This is a genomic window from Komagataeibacter sp. FNDCF1 (genome assembly GCF_021295335.1).
Lineage (GTDB): Bacteria > Pseudomonadota > Alphaproteobacteria > Acetobacterales > Acetobacteraceae > Komagataeibacter.
Window position 1 is genome coordinate 3230610 of sequence record NZ_JAIWOT010000001.1, and the last position, 24303, is coordinate 3254912.

17 protein-coding genes and 1 tRNA gene are annotated in these 24303 nt (G+C 64.6%); 13 read left to right on the forward strand and 5 right to left on the reverse strand.

Annotation, left to right across the window (positions count from 1 at the left end):
• Positions 1–23: 23 nt before the first annotated feature.
• Both LDL32_RS15230 and LDL32_RS15235 read right to left on the reverse strand, forming a co-directional pair.
• Entirely contained in the window at positions 24–671 is a 648-nt protein-coding gene (locus LDL32_RS15230; RefSeq protein WP_233068264.1) for a ribonuclease D, read from the reverse strand.
• Positions 672–923: 252 nt separating this feature from the next.
• Positions 924–1010: transfer RNA gene (locus LDL32_RS15235), tRNA-Leu, on the reverse strand.
• A gap of 244 nt (positions 1011–1254) precedes the next feature.
• Here LDL32_RS15235 and LDL32_RS15240 point away from each other — a divergent pair.
• From LDL32_RS15240 to LDL32_RS15300, 13 genes are all read left to right on the forward strand, one after another.
• Complete coding sequence (locus LDL32_RS15240) at positions 1255–2148, forward strand: complex I NDUFA9 subunit family protein (RefSeq protein WP_233068266.1); 894 nt, start codon at positions 1255–1257, stop codon at positions 2146–2148.
• Positions 2149–2302: 154 nt separating this feature from the next.
• The gene (locus LDL32_RS15245; RefSeq protein WP_233068268.1) at positions 2303–3757 is read left to right on the forward strand and encodes an NAD(P)-dependent oxidoreductase; all 1455 of its coding nucleotides are present in this window, start codon (positions 2303–2305) and stop codon (positions 3755–3757) included.
• 2 nt (positions 3758–3759) lie between these two features.
• On the forward strand, positions 3760–8292 hold the full coding sequence (gene gltB, locus LDL32_RS15250) for a glutamate synthase large subunit (RefSeq protein WP_233068270.1): 4533 nt from the start codon (positions 3760–3762) through the stop codon (positions 8290–8292).
• A gap of 199 nt (positions 8293–8491) precedes the next feature.
• Positions 8492–10345: a M3 family oligoendopeptidase gene (locus LDL32_RS15255; protein WP_233068272.1), complete on the forward strand. Its 1854-nt coding sequence runs from the start codon at positions 8492–8494 to the stop codon at positions 10343–10345.
• The gene (locus LDL32_RS15260; RefSeq protein ID WP_233068274.1) at positions 10326–11720 is read left to right on the forward strand and encodes an AarF/ABC1/UbiB kinase family protein; all 1395 of its coding nucleotides are present in this window, start codon (positions 10326–10328) and stop codon (positions 11718–11720) included. Before LDL32_RS15255 ends, LDL32_RS15260 begins: the two co-directional genes overlap by 20 nt.
• A gap of 70 nt (positions 11721–11790) precedes the next feature.
• Entirely contained in the window at positions 11791–14037 is a 2247-nt protein-coding gene (uvrB, locus tag LDL32_RS15265; protein ID WP_305069324.1) for an excinuclease ABC subunit UvrB, read from the forward strand.
• Positions 14027–14971: an aldose 1-epimerase gene (locus LDL32_RS15270; RefSeq protein ID WP_370636716.1), complete on the forward strand. Its 945-nt coding sequence runs from the start codon at positions 14027–14029 to the stop codon at positions 14969–14971. The genes uvrB and LDL32_RS15270 overlap by 11 nt, the downstream gene beginning before the upstream one ends.
• Positions 14965–15501, forward strand: a complete 537-nt coding sequence (gene greB, locus LDL32_RS15275; protein WP_233068276.1) for a transcription elongation factor GreB — start codon at positions 14965–14967, stop codon at positions 15499–15501. The genes LDL32_RS15270 and greB overlap by 7 nt, the downstream gene beginning before the upstream one ends.
• A gap of 112 nt (positions 15502–15613) precedes the next feature.
• Positions 15614–16621 carry a glutathione synthase gene (gene gshB, locus LDL32_RS15280; protein WP_233068277.1) on the forward strand — a complete coding sequence of 336 codons (1008 nt, stop codon included), beginning with the start codon at positions 15614–15616 and terminating at the stop codon, positions 16619–16621.
• 226 nt (positions 16622–16847) lie between these two features.
• Entirely contained in the window at positions 16848–17561 is a 714-nt protein-coding gene (locus LDL32_RS15285) for a class I SAM-dependent methyltransferase (protein WP_233068278.1), read from the forward strand.
• Positions 17562–17748: 187 nt separating this feature from the next.
• Positions 17749–19113 carry a cbb3-type cytochrome c oxidase subunit I gene (locus LDL32_RS15290; RefSeq protein ID WP_233068279.1) on the forward strand — a complete coding sequence of 455 codons (1365 nt, stop codon included), beginning with the start codon at positions 17749–17751 and terminating at the stop codon, positions 19111–19113.
• A gap of 2 nt (positions 19114–19115) precedes the next feature.
• Entirely contained in the window at positions 19116–20075 is a 960-nt protein-coding gene (locus LDL32_RS15295) for a heme o synthase (RefSeq protein WP_233068280.1), read from the forward strand.
• 33 nt (positions 20076–20108) lie between these two features.
• Positions 20109–20252: a hypothetical protein gene (locus tag LDL32_RS15300; RefSeq protein WP_233068281.1), complete on the forward strand. Its 144-nt coding sequence runs from the start codon at positions 20109–20111 to the stop codon at positions 20250–20252.
• A 282-nt stretch (positions 20253–20534) separates the two neighbouring features.
• On the opposite strand, the gene LDL32_RS15305 is transcribed toward LDL32_RS15300, so the two are convergent.
• From LDL32_RS15305 to LDL32_RS15315, 3 genes are all read right to left on the reverse strand, one after another.
• Entirely contained in the window at positions 20535–21515 is a 981-nt protein-coding gene (locus LDL32_RS15305) for a Tim44-like domain-containing protein (protein ID WP_233068282.1), read from the reverse strand.
• Positions 21516–21671: 156 nt separating this feature from the next.
• Entirely contained in the window at positions 21672–23012 is a 1341-nt protein-coding gene (locus LDL32_RS15310) for a TldD/PmbA family protein (RefSeq protein ID WP_233068283.1), read from the reverse strand.
• Positions 23009–24274, reverse strand: coding sequence for a pitrilysin family protein (locus LDL32_RS15315; protein WP_233068992.1), 1266 nt, complete (start codon positions 24272–24274; stop codon positions 23009–23011). Before LDL32_RS15315 ends, LDL32_RS15310 begins: the two co-directional genes overlap by 4 nt.
• Between the last annotated feature and the right edge of the window lie 29 nt (positions 24275–24303).

The window sequence follows — 24303 nt, forward strand, 5'->3', positions numbered from 1 at the left end:
TGCCGGTTAAACCGGGAGCGGTGTCAGGCGGCCCGGTGCGCGAAGATGTCCGGGTCCTGATAGCCCAGTATATCAAGCCGTGCACGCGCAGGCATGAAATCAAAGCAGGCCTGCGCCAGCGCGCGCCGGCCTTCGCGGTGCAGCAGGGCTTCCAGCCTTTCCCACAGCGCATGCAGGTAAAGCACATCGGAGGCGGCGTAGCATAGCTGTTCACGCGTAAGGTCCGGCGCCCCCCAGTCCGAACTCTGCTGCTGCTTGCTCAGTTCCACCCCCAGCAGTTCACGGCACAGATTGGCCAGCCCATGGCGGTCGGTATAGGTGCGGACCAGCTTGGAGGCGATCTTGGTGCAGATGGAGGGTGCGACCGTAACGCCGAACGTGTGCTGGAGGATCGCCACGTCAAAGCGGGCGAAATGCATGAGCTTGGTTACATGGCCATCAGTCAGTACGCGGATCAGGTTGGGGTAGTCCGCCGCCGTTGCACCGGCCTTGACCTGCACCAGGTGGGCCTGCCCGTCCCCTGCCGAAAGCTGGACCAGGCACAGCCGGTCACGGTGGGGGTTGAGGCCCATCGTTTCCGTATCGACAGCCACCATGCCGCCAAAGGTTACATCGGCGGGCAGGTCGCCGCGATGGAAATGGATGGCATCGGGTGCAGGGCTTGCAGCCATGTTGAAAACGCTCCGTCACGCTATTGCCCTCACGGTGGCAGGTCTGGAAGGCAACCGCAAGGAAGGCCGCCCGTTGTATCGCGGGCCCCATCGGTGCGGGGCCGTGCAGGCGGACCTGCGCGTGAAGGATATGTTCGTGGGCGGTTTACACCAATTCGGGCCGGGAAACAGACAAAAAGATAACGGGGCAGACCTGACGGGCTGCCCTTACCAACCCCGATGGGGTGTATTATCCTGTTTTTCACTAAATAATGGTGCCCAGAAGAAGACTCGAACTTCCACGACCTTGCGGCCACAGGTACCTGAAACCTGCGCGTCTACCAATTCCGCCATCTGGGCTCAGAGGCTCCCCAGCGGAGGCCGCCGGGGTGGTGTGAGCGGTGTTTAGTCCGGCGGCCGGGTACGGTCAACAGGCTAAATGCATTTTTTTGAAATCAGGTGCATTTTTTCTTCCGTCGCCTGCGCAGGATGCCCGGTGGCGTGACAGAATGGACTGTGACGCCACCCGGACACGTGCGAAAAATGGCAGGTGAGATCGGATATGGCAGGCGGCGCAGTCACGCGCCACAGACAGGAGCGGTTCATGACACGCAGGGTGGCAACGGTTTTTGGCGGATCGGGATTCGTGGGGCAGTCCATTGTCGGGCGGCTGGCGCGGGCGGGATACGTGGTGCGCGTGGCCGGGCGCAGCGCAGGCATGGCCCCGGCGCTGCGCATGCAGGGCGAAGTGGGGCAGGTCGTGCCCGTTGTCGCCTCCATCACGGACGAGGCCGCCTGCGTCGCGGCGCTGGAGGGGAGTGATCTTGCCATCAACCTTGTGGGCATCCTTTCGCCGCGCGGGCGCGTAACCTTCGAGGCGATCCATGTCGAGGGGGCGGGGCGTGTCGCCCGGCTGGCCGCCGCCGCCGGGGTGGAGCGGCTGATCCATGTCTCGGCGCTGGGGGCTGCAATCGACAGTCCCTCCGCCTACGCACGCAGCAAGGCGGAGGGAGAATGCGCCGTCGCCCGCGCCATGCCGCAGGCGGTGATCATCCGGCCCTCGCTCATATTCGGGGTGGACGGGCCGTTTCCCGCCATGTTTGCGCGCATGGCGCGGTTCATGCCGGTCGTGCCGGTATTCGGCGCGGCTACCCGGTTCCAGCCGGTCTGGGTGGGTGATGTGGCCGAGGGCATGCTGCGTATCGCAACGGGGGAACACATGGCGGGTGCCGTGTTCGAATTCGGCGGGCCGAAAATCATGACCATGCGCCAGATCGTGGCATGGTCGGCGCGGTGGGCGGGCCATCCGCGTCCGCTGTTCGAGGTGCCGCGCTGGCTGGCCAGTGCGCAGGCCAGCGTGCTCGAGCACCTGCCCGGCAAGGTGCTGACACGCGACCAGGTCCGGCTGCTTTATGTCGACAATGTCGTGGCCCCCGGCGCGCGCACGATCGAAATGCTGGGCATCACGCCCGCCCCGATGGACCTGATCCTGGGCTGAGGCAGGAAAACTGGGGGAATTTGCCGTTTTCTTCCATTAAGGTCAGTACTGCTGTCTTTTCTTTGCGTGTGGGGTTGCGTAGGTCTGTCCCTCGCCACGGGGGTGCAGGTGCCGCCATGGCATCCTTATCCATCCGCACACCGGGGGCAGACCGATGGCCGAGCGCATGCTGAAATTCGTCTCTGTGGCGCAGGAGCAGCCGGACAAGCGGCCTGCCGGGGCGCGCAGCAGGGATTTCAATGAAATCTATGAGGAATTCGTGCCCGCCCGGGCCGAAGCACAGTCCTCGCGCTGCTCGCAGTGTGGCGTGCCGTTCTGCTCGGTGCACTGCCCGCTGGGCAACAACATCCCCGACTGGCTGATGATGACGGCGGCGGGCCGGATGGAGGAAGCGTACGAACTTTCGTCCGCCACCAATACCTTCCCCGAAATCTGTGGCCGCATCTGCCCGCAGGACCGCCTGTGCGAAGGTAACTGCGTGATCGAGGACGGGTTCGAGAGCGTCACCATCGGCGCGGTCGAGCGCTACATTACCGATACCGCCTTTGATAACGGCTGGGTCAGGCCGGTGAAGCCGGTGGCCGAGCGTGACGAAAGTGTTGCCATCATCGGTGCCGGTCCCGGCGGGCTGGCCGCCGCGGTGCAGCTGCGCGAGCAGGGGTACCAGGTCCATGTATATGACCGTTACGACCGCATTGGCGGCCTGATGATGTATGGCATCCCCGGCTTCAAGCTGGAAAAGGACATTGTCCTGCGCCGCCACAAACTGCTGGTGGAATCCGGCGTGCAGTTCCATCTGGGCAAGGGTATTGGCGATGCGGATGGCGCGGACAGCATTGCATTCTCCACCCTGCGCGCGCGCCATGATGGCGTGCTGATTGCAACGGGTGTGTACAAGTCGCGTGATATCGGTGGTCCCGGCGCCGGCCTGAATGGTATCGTGCGCGCGCTGGATTACCTGACGGCGTCCAACCGCGTCTCGCTGGGTGACAGGGTCGCGGAATATGACAGTGGCGAACTGAATGCCGCGGGCAGGTCGGTCGTTGTGATCGGCGGTGGCGATACGGCCATGGACTGCGTGCGCACCGCCATCCGCCAGGGTGCGAAGTCGGTCAGGTGCCTGTACCGCCGCGACCGCGCCAACATGCCCGGCTCCGTGCGTGAAGTGAAGAATGCCGAGGAAGAGGGCGTCGAGTTCGTGTGGCTCGCGGCCCCGCAGGCGTTCGAGGGCGAAGGCCACGTGAGCGGCGTGCGCGCAACCCGCATGAAGCTGGGCCTGCCCGATGCATCGGGCCGCCAGTCCGTCGAGCCGGTGGAAGGCAGCGCCTTTACGCTGGAAGCCGACATGGTGGTCAAGGCGCTGGGCTTCGACCCCGAACCGCTGCCCACGCTGTGGGGCCAGCCGGAACTGGAGGTCTCGCGCTGGGGCACGCTCATGATCGACCGCCACACGTTCATGACCAGCCTGCCCGGCGTGTTCGCGGCGGGTGACATCGTGCGTGGGGCCAGCCTGGTGGTGTGGGCCATCCGCGATGGGCGGGATGCGGCAGCGCAGATGCATGCATGGCTAGAGGAATTGACGGCCGCACAGGCCGAGGTGGCGGAGTAAGCATGATGGATCAGTTTGAAAACCAGTCCACCGATTTCGTTCAGGAATGGCGCGACAACGCGCAGGCCATTTCCGGCCTGTACACCCCCGCCGATGAACACGATGCCTGCGGCGTGGGCATGGTCGCGGCGCTTGATGGCAGGCCGCGCCGTGATGTGGTGGAAGCCGGTATCGCGGCGCTCAAGGCGGTATGGCACCGGGGGGCCGTCGATGCCGATGGCAAGACCGGCGACGGTGCTGGCATCCATGTCGAGATCCCGCAGGATTTCTTTGCCGATGCGATCCATGCCGGCGGCGCCGAAGGCGGCGTGGACAGCCAGATTGCGGTGGGCATGGTCTTCCTGCCCAAGACCGATATCGCGGCACAGGAACGCTGCCGCCAGATCATCGAAAGTGAGATCCTGGCCTTTGGCTACAGCATCTATGGCTGGCGGCAGGTGCCCATCAACACCGACTGCATCGGGGAAAAGGCCAACGCCACCCGCCCCGAGATCGAGCAGATCCTGATCCGCAACCTGCCCGGCAGTGCCGAGGCCGAGTTCGAGCGCGATCTGTACGTGATCCGCCGCCGGATCGAGAAAAGCGCCATTGCCAACCAGGTGGACCTGTATGTCTGCTCGCTGTCGTGCCGGTCGCTGATCTACAAGGGCATGTTCCTGGCCGAGCACCTGACGGAGTTCTATCCCGACCTGCTTGACCCGCGCTTTGTCAGCCGCTTCGCGATCTATCACCAGCGCTATTCGACCAACACCTTCCCGACATGGAAGCTGGCCCAGCCCTTCCGTCGGCTGGCCCATAATGGTGAGATCAACACCATCTCGGGCAACGTCAACTGGATGAAAAGCCACGAGACCCGTCTGGCCGACCCCGTCCTTGACCCGTATATGGATGACCTCAAGCCCGTGGTGCAGGCACAGGGGTCGGACACGGCATGCTTTGACAACGTGTTCGAACTGCTGACCTTTGCCGGGCGTGATGCGCCCATGGCGCGCTGCCTGATGATCCCGGCCAGCGTGGGCGGCAATTCCGCCATGCCGCAGCGGCACCGGGACATGTATTCCTACTGCAACGCGGTGATGGAACCGTGGGATGGGCCGGCCGCCATATGCGCCACCGACGGACGGTGGATGGTGGCCGGCCTCGACCGCAGTGGCCTGCGCCCGCTGCGCTACACCGTGACCGGCAGCGGCCTGCTGATCGTGGGGTCCGAGACGGGTATGGTAAAGGTGCCCGAAGCCGATATCGTAAGCCGTGGCCGCCTTGGCCCGGGGCAGTCGCTTGCACTCGACCTGCATGCGGCAAAGCTCTACAGCAACGAGGAACTGCTTGATGAGCTGTCCGGGCGGCAGGATTTCTCCGCCTGGGTGAAGCGCACGCAGGAAATCTCGTCCATTGTCCGCCCCGATGGCAGCGAGCCGGTGCTGTATGACGCCGAAACCCTGCGCCGTCGCCAGCTTGCCGTTGGCCTGACGCTGGAAGATCTTGAAACCATCCTGCAGCCGATGGTGGAAAATGCGGCGGAGGCCATCGGGTCGATGGGTGATGATACACCGCTTGCGGTGCTGTCCACCCGCTACCGGGGTCTGGCGCATTACTTCCGTCAGGCCTTCAGCCAGGTCACCAACCCGCCCATCGACAGCCTGCGGGAGACGCGGGTGATGAGCCTCGTGACCCGTCTTGGCAACCTTGGCAACATCCTGGAGGAAAGCGAGAGCCAGTGCGACCTGCTCCAGCTGCCTTCCCCGGTGCTGACCACGGGTGAATTCCAGGCGCTGGTCGATTTCTGTGGCAAAAATGCCTGTATCATTGACTGCACCTTCCCCGCCGCCGAGGGTGAGGCCGGACTGCGCGCCGCCATTGCCCGCATCCGCGCCGAAGCCGAGGACCGCGTGCGCCAGGGCTGCACCCATGTGTTCCTGACCGATGAGCACCAGTCCGGTGATCGCGCCTACATCCCCATGATCCTGGCCACGGCAGCGGTGCACACGCATCTGGTGCGCCAGTCGCTGCGCACGTTCACATCGCTCAACGTCCGCTCGGCGGGTGCGCTGGACGTGCATGCCATCGCGGTCACGATCGGGGTGGGGGCGACCACGGTCAACCCGTATCTGGCGCAGGAAAGCATTGCCGACCGCCACCGCCGGGGCCTGTTCGGCAGGCTGACGCTGAGCGAGTCGGTGGAGCGTTACCGCAAGGCGGTGAACAAGGGGCTGCTCAAGATCATGTCCAAGATGGGCATCTCCATCGTGGCATCGTATCGCGGCGGCTACAATTTCGAGGCCATCGGGCTGTCGCGTGCGCTGACGGCGGAATTCTTCCCCGGCATGCCCTCGCGCATTTCCGGCATCGGCCTGACCGGCATCGCGCGCAATGTGCTGAGCTTCCACCACAAGGCGTGGAACAGGCAGGTCGAGACACTCTCGGTCGGCGGACGCTACAAGCTGCGCCGCACGGGTGAGGTGCATGCGTTTGATGGCAACCTGATCCACATGCTCCAGACTGCTGTGACCACGGGCAGCTTCTCGGTCTACCAGCGTTATGCCGATGCCGTGCGCCGCCAGCCGCCGGTGGCGCTGCGTGACCTGCTGGATTTCCGTGGCGGCCGCACGGCCATCCCCGTGGAATCGGTCGAGAGCATCACCGAACTGCGCAAGCGCCTGATCGCCCCCGGCATCTCGCTGGGCGCGCTGAGCCCCGAAGCGCACGAGACGCTGTCCATCGCCATGAACCGCATCGGTGCGAAATCCGATTCGGGTGAGGGCGGTGAAGACCCGGCACGCGCCAGGCCGCGCGCCAATGGCGACAACGCATCGTCCGCCATCAAGCAGATCGCGTCGGGCCGCTTTGGCGTGACCGCGCAGTACCTCAATGACTGCCGCGAGATCGAGATCAAGATGGCGCAGGGGGCCAAGCCGGGCGAGGGCGGGCAGCTGCCCGGCTTCAAGGTGACCGGACTGATCGCGAAGCTGCGCCACGCAACCGAAGGCGTGACTCTGATCTCGCCGCCGCCGCATCACGACATCTACTCGATCGAGGATCTGGCCCAGCTCATCTACGACCTCAAGCAGATCAACCCCGAGGCTACCGTGACCGTGAAGCTGGTCGCACGCTCCGGCATCGGCACGATCGCGGCAGGCGTGGCCAAGGCCAAGGCGGACGCGATCCTGATTTCAGGCCATTCCGGCGGCACGGGCGCAAGCCCGCAGTCCTCGGTCAAGTATGCGGGCATGCCGTGGGAACTGGGGCTGGCGGAAGCACATCAGGTGCTGATGCTCAACCGCCTGCGCCACCGGGTGAAGCTGCGTACCGATGGCGGGCTGAAGACCGGGCGCGACGTGGTGATCGCCGCCATGCTGGGGGCCGAGGAATTCGGCATCGGCACGGCCAGCCTCGTGGCCATGGGCTGCATCATGGTGCGCCAGTGCCATTCCAACACCTGCCCCGTTGGCGTGTGCACGCAGGATGACGAACTGCGCCGCAAGTTCGAAGGCACGCCGGAGAAGGTGATCAACCTGTTCTCCTTCATTGCCGAGGACGTGCGCAACATCCTGGCCTCGCTGGGCTTTACCTCGCTTAACGAGATCATCGGCCGCACCGACCTGCTGCATCAGGTGCTGCGCGGGGCGGACTATCTGGATGACCTGGATCTCAACTCGCTGCTGGCGCAGGCGGATCCCGGCCCCTATGGCCGCTACTGCACGCGTGAAGGCCGCAATGAGGTGCCCGAGACGCTGGATGCGCAGATGATCGCCGATGCACGGCCGCTGTTCGATCATGGCGAGAAGATGCAGCTGCAGTACAACGTGCAGAACACGCATCGCGCCATCGGCACGCGCATCTCCTCCCTGATCGTGCGGCAGTTCGGCATGAGCAAGCTCGCACCGGGCCATCTTACGGTGCGGCTGCGTGGCTCGGCTGGCCAGTCGCTGGGTGCGTTCGCGGTGCAGGGCCTCAAGCTCGAGGTACTGGGTGATGCGAACGACTACGTGGGCAAGGGGCTTTCAGGGGCGACCATTGTGGTCCGTCCCTCTCCCTCCTCCAGCCTTGTGTCGAACGAGAACGCGCTCATCGGCAACACGGTGCTGTATGGGGCCACGGCGGGTGCGCTGTATGCGGCGGGGCAGGCAGGTGAGCGCTTTGCGGTGCGCAATTCAGGTGCCACCGCGGTGGTCGAGGGCTGTGGCTCCAACGGCTGCGAATACATGACCGGCGGTACCGTGGTGATTCTGGGGGAGACGGGCGACAATTTCGGCGCGGGCTTCACCGGCGGCATGGCGTTTGTTTACGATGCCAGCGGCACCTTTGCCGAACGTGTGAACCCCGATACCCTTGCGTGGTGCCGCGTGCAGGACCCGAAATGGGAAGCCGTGCTGCGTGAGCAGGTCGAGATCCATGCCCGTGAAACCGGCAGCCGCTATGCCGAGCTGCTGTTGCATAACTGGGACAGGACGCTGCCGCGCTTCTGGCATGTGGTACCTACCGAATATGCGCGTGTAATCGGCTTTGAAGTCCCGGCGCTGGCGCGTGGCGCGTAGGGACCGGACGGCTTTTTTCAGTCAGGAAGCGGCAGGGGAGCCGGGCAGCGATGCCCGGCTCCCTGTGTATGCGGGGCAGAATATCGGCTGGCGGGGTCGCACAGGCTTGCGGGACGCATTAGGCTTGACCACATGGGAATCGCGGGGCTGGCGCATGGGTGCCGGGCCTGTCGTGATGTGATGGTTGGTGGTCGATTCTATGTCCAGAGCGTATTTTTCCGCTTCCGTGTCCGGTGTGCCCGGTCCCTCCCCCGTGCGGGAGGAAACGGGCCAGCCATCCGGTGCCACGCCAGGCCTGTCGGGGCTGCCGCGATGGGACCTGTCGGATCTGTATGCAGGCCCCGATGCACCGGAACTTGTGACCGACCTGGACCAGGCGGATGCGGATTCGCAGGCTTTCGCCAGCACATGGAAGGGGCGCCTGGCCAGCGTGCCCGGTGCCGAACTGGCGCAGGCCATTGCCGAATACCAGCGTATTGATGAAGTGCTGGGCCGGGCAGGGTCCTATGCCCAGCTCCTGTTCGCGGCCAATACGTCGGATTCGGACGTTGCGCGTTTCGCCCAGTCGGTCAATGAGCGGCTGACGGCCATTTCCACCCATCTCCTGTTCTTCACGCTCGAACTCAACCGCATTCCCGATGAGGGGCTGGCGGCGCAGATGAGTGACCCGGCGCTGGCGCACTGGGCACCCTTCCTGCGCGACCTGCGTGTCTTCCGCCCCTATCAGCTCCCTGATGAGGTGGAGGCGGTGCTGCATGAAAAATCGGTTACCGGTGCTGCCGCCTGGAACCGCCTGTTTGATGAGACGATGGCCAGCCTGCGCGTGCGCGTGGGGGGCGAGAGTGTGACGCTGGGCAACGCGCTCGATACCATGTCCAGCCCCGACCGCGGTGTGCGGGCGAATGCCGCGCGCGCCATTGGTGATGAACTGGGCCGGAATGTGAAGCTGTTCTCGCTCATCACCAACACGCTGGCCAAGGACAAGGCGATAACCGACGGGCTGCGGCATTACCCGCGCCCCACATCGGCCCGCAACTGCGCCAACATGGTCGAGGACGAGGTGGTCGACGCGCTGGTACTGGCCGTGACCGAGGCCTATCCCCGCCTGTCACACCGCTATTATGCGCTCAAGGCTAAGTGGCTGGGGCTGGAAAAGCTGGAATACTGGGACCGTAACGCACCCTTGACCACACAGGATGAACCGCTGATCCCGTGGGCGGATGCAACGAGGCAGGTCATGGCCGCCTATGAAGGTTTCGACCCGCGCATGGGCATGGTGGCGAAGCAGTTCTTCGACCATGCCTGGATTGATGCGCCCCCGGTGCCGGGCAAGGCATCGGGTGCGTTCGCCCACCCCACCGTGCCGTCGGCCCATCCCTACCTGCTGCTCAACTACCGTGGCCGCACGCGTGATGTGATGACGCTGGCGCATGAACTCGGCCATGGCGTGCATCAGGTTCTGGCGGGCAAGCAGGGTTATCTCATGTCCAGCACGCCGCTGACGCTGGCCGAGACCGCCAGCGTATTTGGCGAGATGCTGACCTTCCGCGCGCTGCTCGATGCCCAGACCGACCCCGCGCGCCGCAGGCTGATGCTGGCGGCGAAGGTGGAGGACATGCTCAACACCGTGGTGCGGCAGATCGCCTTCTACCGTTTCGAGATGCTGGTGCATGAGGAACGCCGCAAGGGCGAACTGCTGCCCGCGCGCATTGGCGAGATCTGGCGCCAGACCCAGGCCGAAAGCCTGGGCCCCGCCTTCAACTTCACGCCAGATTATGATGTTTACTGGACCTACGTCCCGCATTTCATCCATTCCCCGTTCTATGTATATGCCTATGCCTTTGGCGATTGTCTGGTAAACGCGCTATACGGGGTCTTCCGCTCCGGGCATCCGGGGTTTCAGGACAAGTATCTCGACATGCTCGGTGCTGGCGGGACCAAAAGGCACCGTGAACTGCTCGCCCCCTTCGGGCTGGATGCGGCGGATCCCGGTTTCTGGCAGAAGGGGCTGGATGTGATCGCCGGATTTATTGATGAACTGGAGCGTGTCTGACGTGGCGGATGAACGGAATATCGACAATACCGGCCTGTTTGGTGAATTCCGCCGCATGGTGCGCACGTCCGGCACGGTTGGCGGCATTGCCGCCCGCATTGCCGGGCACAAGATGGGCTTCCGCTCCTCCAGCCAGAGCGTCCATGCCGAGGATCTGAAAAGCGTGCTGGGCGGGCTGAAGGGCCCGCTGATGAAGGGCGCGCAGCTTCTCTCCACCATTCCCGGCGCCCTGCCGGAGGAATATGCCAAGGAACTGGCGCAGCTTCAGGCCAATGCGCCGCCGATGGGGTGGAACTTCGTCCGCCGCCGCATGTCAGCCGAACTCGGGCCGAACTGGGAGCGTAATTTCCGTTCCTTCAACCGCGAGGCCTCGGCCGCCGCCAGTCTGGGGCAGGTGCATCGCGCGGTGCTGCCTGACGGGCGCGTTGTGGCGTGCAAGCTGCAGTATCCGGACATGAAATCAACGGTCGAGTCCGACCTGCGCCAGTTCCGTCTGGCCGTGGGGCTGTTCTACCGCCTGGACAGCACGATCTGCCAGGATGACGTGCTGGAGGAACTGCAGGACCGGCTGTACGAGGAACTGGACTACCAGCGTGAGGCCGCGAACATGCGGCTGTACCACCTGATGCTGGCCGATTTTCCGGATGTGACCATTCCCCGGCCGGTCGATGCCCTGTGCACCCAGCGCCTGCTGACCATGGAATGGGTCAACGGGCGCGGTATCCAGAAGGTGCTGGACACCAACCCCACGCAGGAAGAGCGCAACAGCATGGCGCGTGCCCTGTTCCGGGCCTGGTATGCCCCGCTCTACCGCTATGGCGTGATCCATGGTGACCCGCATATGGGCAACTTTACCGTGCGTGACGATTTCGGGATCAACCTGCTCGATTTCGGGGCGATCCGTATTTTCCGGCCACGTTTCGTCCAGGGTATCATCGACCTGCACAGGGCGATCGAGACGGATGACGAGGACCTGGCCATGCATGCCTATGAGGCATGGGGCTTTGTCAATCTCTCGCGCGATACGGTGCGGGTGCTCAATGAATGGGCGCGCTTCATCTATGGCCCGCTGCTTGATGACCGCGAACGCTTCATCCAGGAAGACAACGACCCGCAATATGGCCGCGCCGTGGCCGAACGGGTCTATAACGGCCTGAAGCGCACGGGTGGCGTGCAGCCCCCGCGTGAATTCGTGCTGGTGGACCGCTCCGCCGTGGGCCTGGGCAGCGTGTTCCTGCGGCTCAAGGCAAAGGTGAACTGGCACCAGCTGTTCCAGGAAGTGGCATCGGACTTCAACGAAGCTGCACTGGCCCGGCGGCAGGCCGACGCCCTGCGCGAAGCCCGCGTGCCGCCGCCACTCGGTACACGGGCATGAGGGGAATGGGGGTGCCATGCCGCCATGCAGCCCTTGTGCTGTGGCGGCTGCATCCCCACTGTGTCTAGTCATGGCAACAGCATCGCGTAGCAGGAAAAAGAAAACGACCGACATCGACCCGGCGGACATGCCTGTCCTGTTCCAGCCGGAGCGTCAGGCGGCCAAGCCCAAGGTCAACAAATTCCGGGTCCAGTCCCCGTACGCCCCCGCGGGCGACCAGCCCACGGCCATTGCCGAGCTCGTAAGCGGCGTGGAGGGTGGCGAGCGGGACCAGGTCCTGCTGGGTGTGACCGGGTCGGGCAAGACCTTCACCATGGCCAAGATCATCGAGGCGACGCAGAAGCCGACCCTGGTGCTGGCCCCCAACAAGACGCTGGCCGCCCAGCTTTATGCGGAAATGAAGCAGTTCTTTCCCGATAACGCGGTGGAATATTTCGTCAGCTACTACGATTACTACCAGCCCGAGGCCTACGTGCCCCGGTCGGACACGTATATCGAAAAAGACAGCCAGATAAACGAACAGATCGACCGCATGCGCCATGCGGCCACGCAGGCGCTGCTGGAGCGTAACGATGTGATCATCGTGGCTTCGGTCTCGTGCATTTACGGTATCGGCTCGGTCGAGACCTATTCGCGCATGGTGGTCAAGCTGGAGGTCGGTGGCGAAATCGACCGCGACAGGCTGATCAAGGGGCTGGTCGAACTGCAGTACCGCCGCAATGACGCGGCGTTCCAGCGTGGCACCTTCCGCGTGCGGGGCGAGACGATCGACGTTTTTCCCGTCCAGAACGAGGACCGCGCCTGGCGCATCAGCCTGTTTGGCGACGAGATTGACGAGATCAGTGAATTCGACCCGCTGACGGGGGAGAAGACCGGCGACCTTGAATCCATCAGCATCTACGCCAACAGCCATTACGTCACCCCGCGGCCAACGCTGACGCAGGCGATGACGGGCATCAAGCAGGAACTGCGCGAGACGCTTGCCCGCTTCAGCGCCGAAGGCAAGCTGCTGGAAGCCGAGCGCCTGCAGCAGCGCACGACCTTCGACCTCGAGATGATCGAGACCACGGGCGTATGCAAGGGAATCGAGAACTACTCCCGCTACCTGTCCGGCCGTGCGGCGGGCGAGCCGCCGCCCACCCTGTTCGAATACCTGCCGGAAGATGCGCTGCTGATCGTCGATGAAAGCCACGTGACCGTGCCGCAGATTGGCGGCATGGAACGCGGGGACCATGCGCGTAAATCCGTGCTGGCGGAATTCGGCTTCCGCCTGCCGTCCTGTCTTGATAACCGGCCGCTGACCTTTGCCGAATGGGATTCGTACCGTCCGCAGACGGTGTTTGTCAGCGCCACCCCCGGCCCGTGGGAAATGCGGCGGGTCGAGGGCGTGTTCGCCGAACAGGTGATCCGCCCCACCGGCCTGATCGACCCGGTCACCATCGTCCGCCCCGTCGAGCACCAGGTGGACGACCTGCTGGCCGAATGCCGCCTGACCATTGCCGATGGCGGGCGCGTGCTGGTCACCACCCTGACCAAGCGCATGGCGGAAGACCTGACCGAATACATGAACGAGGCGGGCATCCGTGTCCGTTACCTGCATTCGGACGTGGACACGCTGGAGCGTATCGAGATCATCCGTGACCTGCGGCTGGGCGCGTTTGACGTGCTGATCGGCATCAACCTGCTGCGCGAGGGGCTGGACATTCCCGAATGCTCCCTTGTCGCCATTCTGGATGCCGACAAGGAAGGCTTCCTGCGCTCACGCACATCGCTCATCCAGACCATTGGCCGCGCCGCGCGTAACGTGGATGGCCGCGTGCTGCTGTATGCCGACAAGATGACCGACAGCCTGGCCTACGCCATAGAGGAAACCGCACGCCGGCGCGAAAAGCAGAGCCTGTGGAACGCGGAACACGGCATCACCCCCCAGTCGGTGCGCAAGAATATTGGCGAGGCCATATCCTCGGTGTTCGAGCAGGATTACGTCACCGTGGCACCCACGGCCGATGGCAGCGTGCAGGAAATGGTGGGCAAGGACTACAAGGCTGCCATTGCCGATCTGGAAAAGAAGATGCGCGCGGCCTCGGCGGAGCTGGAATTCGAGACCGCGGCCCGCCTGCGCGACGAGATCCGCAGGCTGGAAGCACTGGAACTGGGCATGGAACCGCCACCCCTGCCGCAATCCAGCGCCGGCATGCCCGGCACCAGCCCCAAGGCCAAGGCCATAGCCCGGCGCAACCGTGGCCCGGTGCCGCTGGGGCCGGGTGGGGGTGGATACGACCCGCAGCAGGCAAAGGGCAGGCGACGTGGACGATAGGGGAGCGTTCCGGCCCTGCGCGGGGCAGCGGGAGCGTGGTGCCTCCGCCCTGCTGGAACTGCATGCGGGTGAAACGCGCCTGGGACTGCTGCCCGATGTGGGCGGGGCCATCGCCTTCTGGCGCAATGGCGACATGGAATTCCTCCGGCCCGTAGCCGACCCCCACCTCGTGGCCCAGCATGACCGGGCGGTGGCGGGGTACCCGCTTGTGCCATTTTCCAACCGGGTGGCGGATGACCGGTTCCGTTTTGAAGGGGTGGATTACCATCTTGCCCCCAGCTTCGCCGGGGAAAACCGTGCCATCCATGGCAATGGATGGCAGCGGCGGTGGCAGATCGACATGCTGTCCGACAGCAGCGCCACGCTGACGCTGGAGCACGTGGCCACGCCCGCGCTGGCCGCCCAGTGGCCATTCAGCTATCGCGCGCAGTTGCGCTACGACCTGCGTGAAGCAGGGCTTTCCATCGGCATCCTGCTGGAAAATACCGATACCCGCGACCAGCCCGTGGGCATGGGGTTCCATCCCTACTTTCCCCGCCATAACGGGCTCAGGCTGGGCTTTGCCGCGCAAAGCGTATGGACGAACGGGCCGGACCACATGCCCGACCTGCGCATCCCGGCGGAGGGGGAATGGTCCTTCGCCCATATGCGTGACGTGGGCCAGGCTGCCATCGACAACTGTTACGCGGGGTGGTCCGGCAGCGCCTTCCTGCGCTGGCCGCGCAGGGGATATGCCTTAACGGTGGAAGCCGGTCCGGAACTGGGCCATCTGGTTGTGTTCACCCCGCCGGGGCAGCCCTATATCGGGCTGGAGCCGGTCAGCAACATGAATGATGGCCTCAACCGCGCCGCCATAGCCGATAGCGGGGTGCGCGTGCTTGCCCCTGGCCAGAAGATGGAAGGTCATATCCGCATGACGGTCGTCCGATGCTGAACACCCCCGCATCGTCCGGGACAGGGGCGGGCAGGCCGGCCACGGGGGGACTGTCCTGCTACATCACGCCGGCGGGAATTGCCGCCATGCGTGCCGAACTCAATGCCCTGCTGCGTGACGAGCGGCCGAAAATCGTTGAAATCGTATCGTGGGCGGCAGGGAATGGCGACCGTTCCGAAAACGGGGATTACCAGTACGGCAAACGTCGCCTGCGCGAGATCGACCGACGCATCCGTTTCCTGACAAAGCGCATCGACAATGCCATCATTGTCGATCCGGCGGCCCAGCCGCAGCGAAACCGGGTATTTTTTGGCGCGACCGTAACCTATGTCACGGAACGCGATGTGGAACGGACGGTTACAATACTCGGCGTGGACGAAGCCGACATGGCGGCGGGGCAGGTCAGCCTTGTCTCGCCCGTGGCGCGTGCGCTCATGCGCGCGGGTGTGGGGGATGAAGTCCGCCTTGCCACCCCCCGTGGCGAGGAGATGATAGAGGTTGTGGCCATTGCCTACCCGCCCGCACCGTAACAAGGGGGCTGGCAGTGCGGTCAAAGGCATATTATGACATTTGTGCGCGGACAGTTTCAGTCTATGGCTGTCGGCACAGACCGGTCCTGTTGCGTGTGGAGAAAACAGTTACATGTCACGCCCCCTGAAGGTTGCCGTCCAGATGGACCCGCTTGACGGTATCGACATCAATGGCGATTCAACCTTTGCCATGATGCTCGAGGCCCAGGCACGGGGGTACGAACTGTTCGTCTATCAGGTCGAGGCGCTGAGCCTGAGCGAGGGACGCACCACCCCCCGCGGCCAGCGCACGGACCGTGTCACCGCCCGCGCCCGCCCGGTTGCGGTGCAGCGGAGGGCGGGTGATCATGCCACCTTCGGCGCGGAGCAGGTGATCGACCTGTCCGGCATGGACGTGGTGCTGATGCGCCAGGACCCGCCATTCGACATGGCTTACATCACGGCCACCCATATCCTTGAGCATATTCATGGCGTGGGCCCGGACCGGGCGCTGGTGGTCAACAATCCCGCCGCCGTACGCAATGCGCCCGAAAAGATACTGGTCACGCACTATCCCGACCTGATGCCGCCGACGCTGGTGACGTGGGATATAAAGGCCATACTGGAATTCCGTGCAAAGTGGCGTGACATCATCGTCAAGCCGCTGTTCGGCAACGGGGGGGCGGGTGTGTTCCGCATCCGTGAGGATGACCCCAATCTCAACGCCCTGCTGGAAATGCACTTTGCCCGCTCCCGCGAGCCGTTGATGATCCAGCGCTATGAACCCGCCGTGCGCAGGGGGGACAAGCGGATCATCCTGGTCGATGGCAGCCCGGTCGGCGCGATTGACCGCATCCCGGCGGAAGGCGAGACCCGGTCCAACATGCATGTGGGCGGAAAGGCGGTCCGGGCGGAACTGACCGCGCGTGACCGGGAGATCTGCGCGGCCATCGGGCCGATGCTGCGCGATGAGGGGCTTATTTTTGTAGGAATCGACGTGATCGGTGAATGGTTGACCGAGATCAATGTCACCTCACCGACCGGCCTGCAGGAAATCGACCGATTTGACGGTATCAATACCGCAGGCCTGATCTGGGATGCGATCGAGGGCAGGCTGGAGACGGGTGCGCCGGTCGCATAGGACAGGGAAAAAACGGTGTCCATGGCAGGCACGGTGGTCGTGACTGCCGCGCCATGTGGCATGGCATCGGGTATGGATTACAGGCGGTTGTGCGGGCCAGGGGGCGCGCGGGCATGTCAGGTGGAATTGCAATGCAGCAGAACGGGACGGATTTGATCATGGCAGGTGCAGCACGAGAGCGGGCCGGATGCGTCATCTTCCATGCCCAGGACATGGGAGCAGCCTGATGAGCGACGTCCTGCATGACGAGACCGCCGAGAAGGTCGTGGAAATCCCGTCCCCCAAATCCGCGATGGATGCCGATGCGGTCCGGGCGGCCTATCGCCGCTGGGCGGGCGTGTATGATGCGCTGTTCGGTGGTATTTCCGCCTTCGGGCGCAAGCGTGCGGTCGAGGCGGTGAACGCGCTGCCCGGCAGGCGGGTGCTGGAAGTGGGCGTCGGTACCGGCCTTGCGCTGCCGTATTACCGTGCGGACAAGCGGATTACCGGCATCGACCTGTCGGGGGACATGCTGGAGCGTGCCCGCCAGCGTGTGCGTCGCCTCAGGCTTTCCAATGTCGACAACCTGCTGGAAATGGATGCCGAGGCAACCCAGTTCGACGATGGCACGTTCGATATCGCGGTTGCAATGTTCGTGGCCTCCGTCGTGCCGCACCCGCGTGCCTTGCTGAGCGAACTCAAGCGCGTGGTCCGGCCGGGCGGGCACATCCTGTTCGTCAATCACTTCCTGGCGCAGGGCGGCGTGCGGCTGGCGGTGGAGCGTGGCATGGCGCGTGCCTCGCATTCACTGGGCTGGCACCCGGATTTCGCCATCGAATCCCTGCTGCCCCCGGGTGACCTGCGGCGCGCGACCCTGCAGCCCGTCCCGCCGGCGGGGCTTTTCACCCTTGTCACGCTGGAGCGTGAGGCAGGCTCCAGCGCAAGTCCGATGGTGGCCTGAACACAGGCTGCAGGAACCATGCGCCAGCCGGACAGCCCTGCCCCTGGGGCAGGGCTGAAATGACATTTGCGCGACCACTGGCACGGTCTGCAGGGTCGTTTTTATGTGCCGGTCGCGGTATATGATGAAAACATGGTAACGATTGGCCATGCCGGAAAGCCGGGCATGGCAGCAGGGAGTACATCGCATGCCCACAGGCACACGGTTCGGGGCAGATGACGTGCGGGGGGCCGCCACGTCCTGTAGCTACAGGACTGTCGGCATGCTGTACCTGGTCATGGCGATCGTGGCGGGCATGGCTGGCGGCCTGCTTGCCGTGGGCCTGCAGGCCGGGCTGCTGCCGCACGGGTTGGTCGCGGCATGGGCTGGTGGTGATGCGGCGGGGGCGGCGGACCGCATAGCTCGCCGCCACGGCATGATGATGGTGTTCTTCTGTGCGCTGCCGGCCCTGACCGGCGGGTTCGGGAACTGGTTCGTGCCGCTTCTGCTGCGTGCCCGCGCGCTGGCCTTCCCGCGCATGGCCCTGGTGGCCTGGGCGCTGGTCGCAGGCGGGTTCGTGGCGGTCATGGCTGGCCTGTCTCCCGCCGTTGCCCCGCAGGTTTCGGTTTTCGCCCTGATCGCGTGGTGCCTTGGCATGCTGCTGCAGGCCATCGGCATGATTGCCACCATTCTCAACATGGGCCCGGTGGACCAGCGGCTGCGTGACCTGCCCATGTTCGTATGGGCGCAGGGACTTGCGGCCATGATGGCCGTCATGGTCATGCCGGTACTGGCGGGCGGGCTGACGCGCATCGTGCTTGCCGGTGGTGACATGGGCGCGCAGATCGATGCGCTGCTGCATGTCTTCGCCGGTCCCGAGATCGCCCTGCTGCTGCTGCCGTCCATCGGCATCGTATCACAGGTTATCGAGACATTTTCCACCGTTCCCCTGCAGATGCCGCGTGTGGTGCTCGGCGTGCTGACCGTCATGTCGGTGGGCGGGGCATCGGTCTGGGTGCATGACCTGCTGCATGGCGGGCTGGAGCACATGGTGGCGCCTGCGGCCATGGTGCAGCTGGGGCTGATCGTGCTGCCGGTACTGGCTGTTCTGGCTGCCTGGGGGCAGACGGTGCGCGTGGGGCGGGTGCGGTCCTCCGTGTCGATGGAATGGGCGGCGGGTTTCGTGGCGCTACTGCTGGCGGGCACGGTCATGTCGCTGCTGCCCGGTGGCATGGCGGACGTGCACGCGGCCACGCTGTATGCGGCCGTGTTCGCGCTGTTCACCGGCTTTTATTACTGGATTGGCAAGATGGTGGGCCATGTGGCCCCTGTGGGTGCCAGCCGTGTGCATTTTGGCCTGACTGCTGGTGGCACGGTGCTGTCGCTGCTGGCGTTCCATGGTGCGCCTGGCGTGCTGGGCGCGGTGCTGATGGGCCTGTCGGTGCTGGTCTTTGCGGGCATCGTGATCCAGGCGGGGCTCCGCCCGGCTGAAGCGCTGCCGGACAATTACTGGGGGCCGGGTGCCCGCACGCCGGAATGGCAGGCGCGTAACGCCACCCGTGGAGGGGCATGAACATGAGTGGTTCAGCCACAGTACCCAATGGGCCCGAAGGCGCGGCGCTGGCTTATGACGCCAGCCGTGTCGGCACCGAGGCACGCGACTGGCTGGCGCTGCTCAAGCCGCGTGTCATCTCGCTGGTCGTGTTCACCGGGGCGGCGGGGCTGGCCATGGCGCCGGGGCCGCTCAATCCGCTGGTGGCGGCTGTCAGCATCCTGTGCATCTGCATGGCGTCGGGTGCGGCTGGCGCCATCAACATGTGGTACGACCGTGATATCGACGCGGTGATGAAGCGCACCGTCACCCGCCCCATCCCCGATGGGCGGATCAGGCCGGAGGCAGCGCTTGGCTACGGAATCGGCCTGTCGGTTGCGTCCGTCATCCTGATGTGGCTGGCCACCAACACACTGGCTGCGGGTATCCTTGCCTTTTCCATCTTCTTCTATGCCGTGATCTATACGATGTGGCTCAAGCGCTCCACGCCGCAGAATATCGTGATCGGCGGGGCGGCTGGTGCTTTCCCGCCCATGATCGGCTGGGCTGCGGCCACCGGGTCGATGGCGGTGATGCCTGTGGTGATGTTCGGCATCATCTTCCTGTGGACCCCGCCGCATTTCTGGTCGCTGTCACTCTATGCGTGCAAGGATTACGGGCGGGCGGGCATTCCCATGCTGCCGGTGGTCCGGGGGGCGCGGCATACGCGCTGGCAGATCCTGTGGTACACCATCATCCTGACCGCCGTATCGCTTGTACCGTCGTTTTTGCATCTGGCGGGCTGGCTCTATACAGGTGTGGCCAGCGTGCTGGGGGCGGGGTTCATCTACTGCGCCATTCAGGTGCTGCGGGACCGGCAGGATGCCCAGGGGGTCAGCCTGACGGGTGATGGCGCGGCGCGGCGGTCATTCCGCTATTCACTGGCCTATCTGTTCTTCCTGTTCTGCGGCCTGCTGGCCGATCATGCCTTCATAGCCCACTGACGGGCGTTTCTTACCCATGGGGAGTGCGGACTGATGGACCATACGGCAGTTCAGGTTACGCCAGATATGGAAGCGCGGGAGGCGGCGCGTCGGCACAAGGGGCGCATCCGGGGCGTGGCGATCACGCTCTCGGCGCTTGCGGCCATCCTGTATGCGCTCAGCCTGGCGCATATATAGAAAACTGATTCCAGATAATCCGTCTGTAAAGAATTACCGGGATGCCGCCCTTTTTCAAAAAGGGGCGGCACGTCCCGTATGCGGTATCGGGAGAACAACTGCATCAGGTTCTCTCCATAATGGCCTGGATATCTGGCGGCAGGTCTTGCCCGCTGTCCGTGAACGGATGTGTGCCCTGTTTGCCGGGTCACATCGTATGGATGCAATGTCCATGATACAGGCATGAAAAAAGGCCTGCATCGCGGGATGCAGGCCTTCTCCATACCGGTTGGGAACCGATGATCAGCGGCGCGGTGTCTGCTGGATGGCCGAGAGCAGCCATGTGCCCGTGCCAGCCGCGCGGACAAAGGTCCACAGTTCGGTCACGCTGGTGCGGTTGGCGGGGTCGCCTTCGATCACCCGACCGGTCATGTCGGTCGTGATGTCGATCATGGAATACTGCATGGCGACCGTGGCGTAATCCATGTTGTTTTCACGCCAGCTTTCCACCAGGTCACCCCGGTCAAAGCGTACGTCGGACACCACGTTGCGGGCCCCACGGCTGGCAAGATCGCTCAGCTGGTTGTTGAAGTAGGACACCATCTCCGGCGTGGCCATGTGCTGCATGGCGGCCACGTTCTGCTGGCTCCACGCTGCCTGGATATTGATCAGGGCCTGCTGGAAGGCCTGGTAGTCCGCAGCCGTAATGGCAACGCCCACCGGCTGCCGGCCAGCCTGCGGGGCGGCACCGCCAGCCGGTCCCTGCCCGCCCAGCGGGAAGGGGCTGGTCATGCCACCGCCACCACTCCGGCCACTGAAGCGGCGGATCGCCCAGCGCACGACGAAGAAGACCAGCGCCAGCTGGATCAGCAGGCCAAGAAAGCCGCCGCCCCCCATGCCCGAACCGAACATGCCATGGCCGAACATCATGCCAAACAGTCCGGCACTGATCAGGCCGCCCATGAACCCGCTCATGAACGGGTGGCGGGGCCGGGCCATCGCCATGCTGCCTGCACCGGCGCCAAAGGGCGCACGCGCGCCATAGCCCGCATCCGGCTGGCGGGGTGTCATGCTGCGCTGGAAAGGCATGGCCCCCATCGGCGCGGTCTGCGATGGTGCGGGTGCGCTGTAGGTGCGTGAGCCACGGCTGCCCATGGACATGCCGCCACCCGCGCGGGCATCGGCATCATGCGGATGGGCCAGCAGAGGCAGCATGGTCAGGGCCGCGCTGGCGGCGAGGACGATGCTTTTACGCGGCATCAGGCGCGAAGGATTTTTTTTCATCTGGGTCAGGGTATCTGCAATCCTGTGTCGGAACCATCTTTATCCGTGCAGCCTGCGTATACTCTCAGGCTGCCTGTTACAGATATAGGCAGGCCCGCGCCCCTAAAACAGGGGCAACGGGCCTGTGGAAACATGAAATCACGGAAAGGGTAACGATCAGGCGCCTGCAATAACCATGTCGTCAATGCGGATGGAGGGGGCATTGGTGGCCATGCGGAAGGTCAGGTCGCTGGCCGGGACCAGGCGGGCGAACATGTCATTGAGGTTGCCCGCCACGGTCAGTTCCGCCACCGGCTCGGCCAGAACGCCGCCCCGGATCATGAAGCCCGCCGCCCCCCGGCTGTAGTCACCCGTAATGCCGTTGATGGCGGAGCCCATCATTTCGGTCACGTAGATGCCTTCCTCAATATCCGCCATCAGTTCGGTGGGTGTCAGGCTGCCGGGCTGCATGTACATGTTGCCGAACGAAGGGGCGGGCGGCCCCGACGTGCCCCGGCTGGCGCAGCCGGTGGGCGCCAGCCCGAGCTGGCGTGCGGAGCGGGAGTCCAGCGCCCATGTCTTCAGCACGCCATCTTCCACCAGCGTGCGGGTACTGGTCAGCATGCCTTCACCATCAAACGGGCGGGCGCCGGGGCCACGCACGCGGCGCGGGTCGTCGATGATGGTGATGCCCGCCGGCATGATCCGGCTGCCCATCCTTTCCTTGAGGAAAGACGTGCCGCGCGCGATGGCAATGCCATTGATCGCCCCGGACAGATGACCGAGCATGTTGGTCGAGATACGCGGGTCCAGCACGATGGGCAGCCTGCCGGTACGCGGGCGCACGGGGTTGAGGCGGGCGACCGTGCGCTCGCCCGCGCGCAGGCCGATTTTTGCCGCATCCTCCAGATCGGACAGGTGGACGGCGGAATGGTAATCGTAGTCCCGCTCCATCTTCGTGCCGCTGCCCGCAACCGCACTGGCCGAGACGGAATGGCTGGTGCGTGCATAGCGGCCCGAAAAGCCCGCCGATGTCATGAGGATGATGTCCGACAGGCCGAAGCTTGCGGACGCACCGTTGCTGTTGGAAATGCCGGCAACCGACAGCGCCGCGTCTTCCGCCGTACGGGCCCGCGCCACCAGATCGGCGGTGGAGGGGGTTGCGGGGTCGAACAGGTCCAGCCCCGCTGCATCCACAAAGCCCTTTTCCGCGGCATCGCACAGCCCGGCAAAGCGGTCTTCGGGCACTACGCGGGCCATGGCCACGGCGCGCTCGGCCAGCGTGTCGAACCGCGTGGGGTCCAGCGCCGTGGCAGACACGATGGCGGCACGCTGGCCCACGAACACCCGCAGGCCAAGATCACAGGTTTCGGAGCGTTCAAGGTCCTCGGTGCGGCCATTACGCACCTGCGCGCCATGGGCGGTGCGGTTGACATATATGGCATCCGCCGCATCGGCCCCTGCCGCGCGGGCGCGGGTGATTAGGGTCGCGACCAGGTCAAGCGGTTCGGAACTCATGCTGCCAGCACCCCTGTAATGCTGTCGAGCGAGGGAACATGGCTGACCGGCCCCAGCGAGGCCAGCGTCGGCCTGCCGCTGAAGATACGGGTGGCGACGCGCTGCACGTCCCCGATGGTAACGGCGTCGATCCGGCGCACCGTTTCGGTCGTGGGGATCAGGCGGTCAAAGATCTGCAACTGGCGGGCAAGCTGTTCGCACCGGCTGCCCGTGCTTTCCAGCGACATGAGCAGCGAGGACTTGAGCTGCGCCCGCGCGCGGCCCAGTTCGGCGGCTGTGACCGTATGACGCACCTTGCGCAGTTCTTCCAGCGTTACGGGCACAAGATCGGCCACCTGTGCCTCCCCCGTGCCGGCATAGATGCCGAACAGCCCGCCCTGGCGGAACGGCGCGTTGAAGGAATAGACCGAATAGACCAGCCCGCGCTTTTCCCGGATTTCCTGAAACAGGCGCGAGGACATGCCACCACCCAGCAGCGTGGACAGCAGCAGGGCCGGGTAATAGTCCGGGTCGCCATAGGGCATGGAGGGGAAACCCAGCACGATATGCGCCTGATCCAGTTCCCGTTCGCGCGTGAAGGCGCCGCCCACGTAGTTGACGGCGGGCTGCGGTGGTACGCTGCCGGTGGGCAGGTCGGCAAAGTGGCGCTGCACCAGATCCACCACGCGGGCATGCTCAAGGTTGCCCGCGGCGGCGATGATGGTGTTGCCCGCCGTGTAATGGGTGTTCATGTAGTTGACCAGGGTTGCGCGCGACATGGTCTGGATGCCGGCTTCGGTGCCCAGCGTGGGGCGGCCCATTGCCTGGTCGGGAAAGGCGGTTTCCTGAAAATGGTCGAACACGATATCGTCCGGCGTGTCGTTCGCCTGCCCGATTTCCTGCAGGATCACGCCACGCTCGCGTTCCAGTTCCTCGGGTGCCAGGCTGCTGTGGGTCAGGATATCGCCGATGATGTCGGCACCCAGGTCAAGATTTTCCTTGAGCAGCTTGACGTAATAGGCCGTGTGCTCACGCGCGGTATAGGCGTTGATGTGGCCGCCCACATTCTCGATTTCCTCCGCAATACCCACGGCGGTGCGGGTACCCGTGCCCTTGAACGCCATGTGTTCCAGAAAATGGGAGACCCCGTTTTCAGGCGTGGTTTCGTTGCAGGTGCCCGCGGCGACATACGCCCCGAGGGAGACGGTCTCCACCCGGTCCATCCGTTCAGTCACGATGGTCAGGCCGGAGTCCAGTCGGGTCACATTGATCAGGTCGGTCATGCTGGTCCTGCGGGTGGCAGGGTGCAACT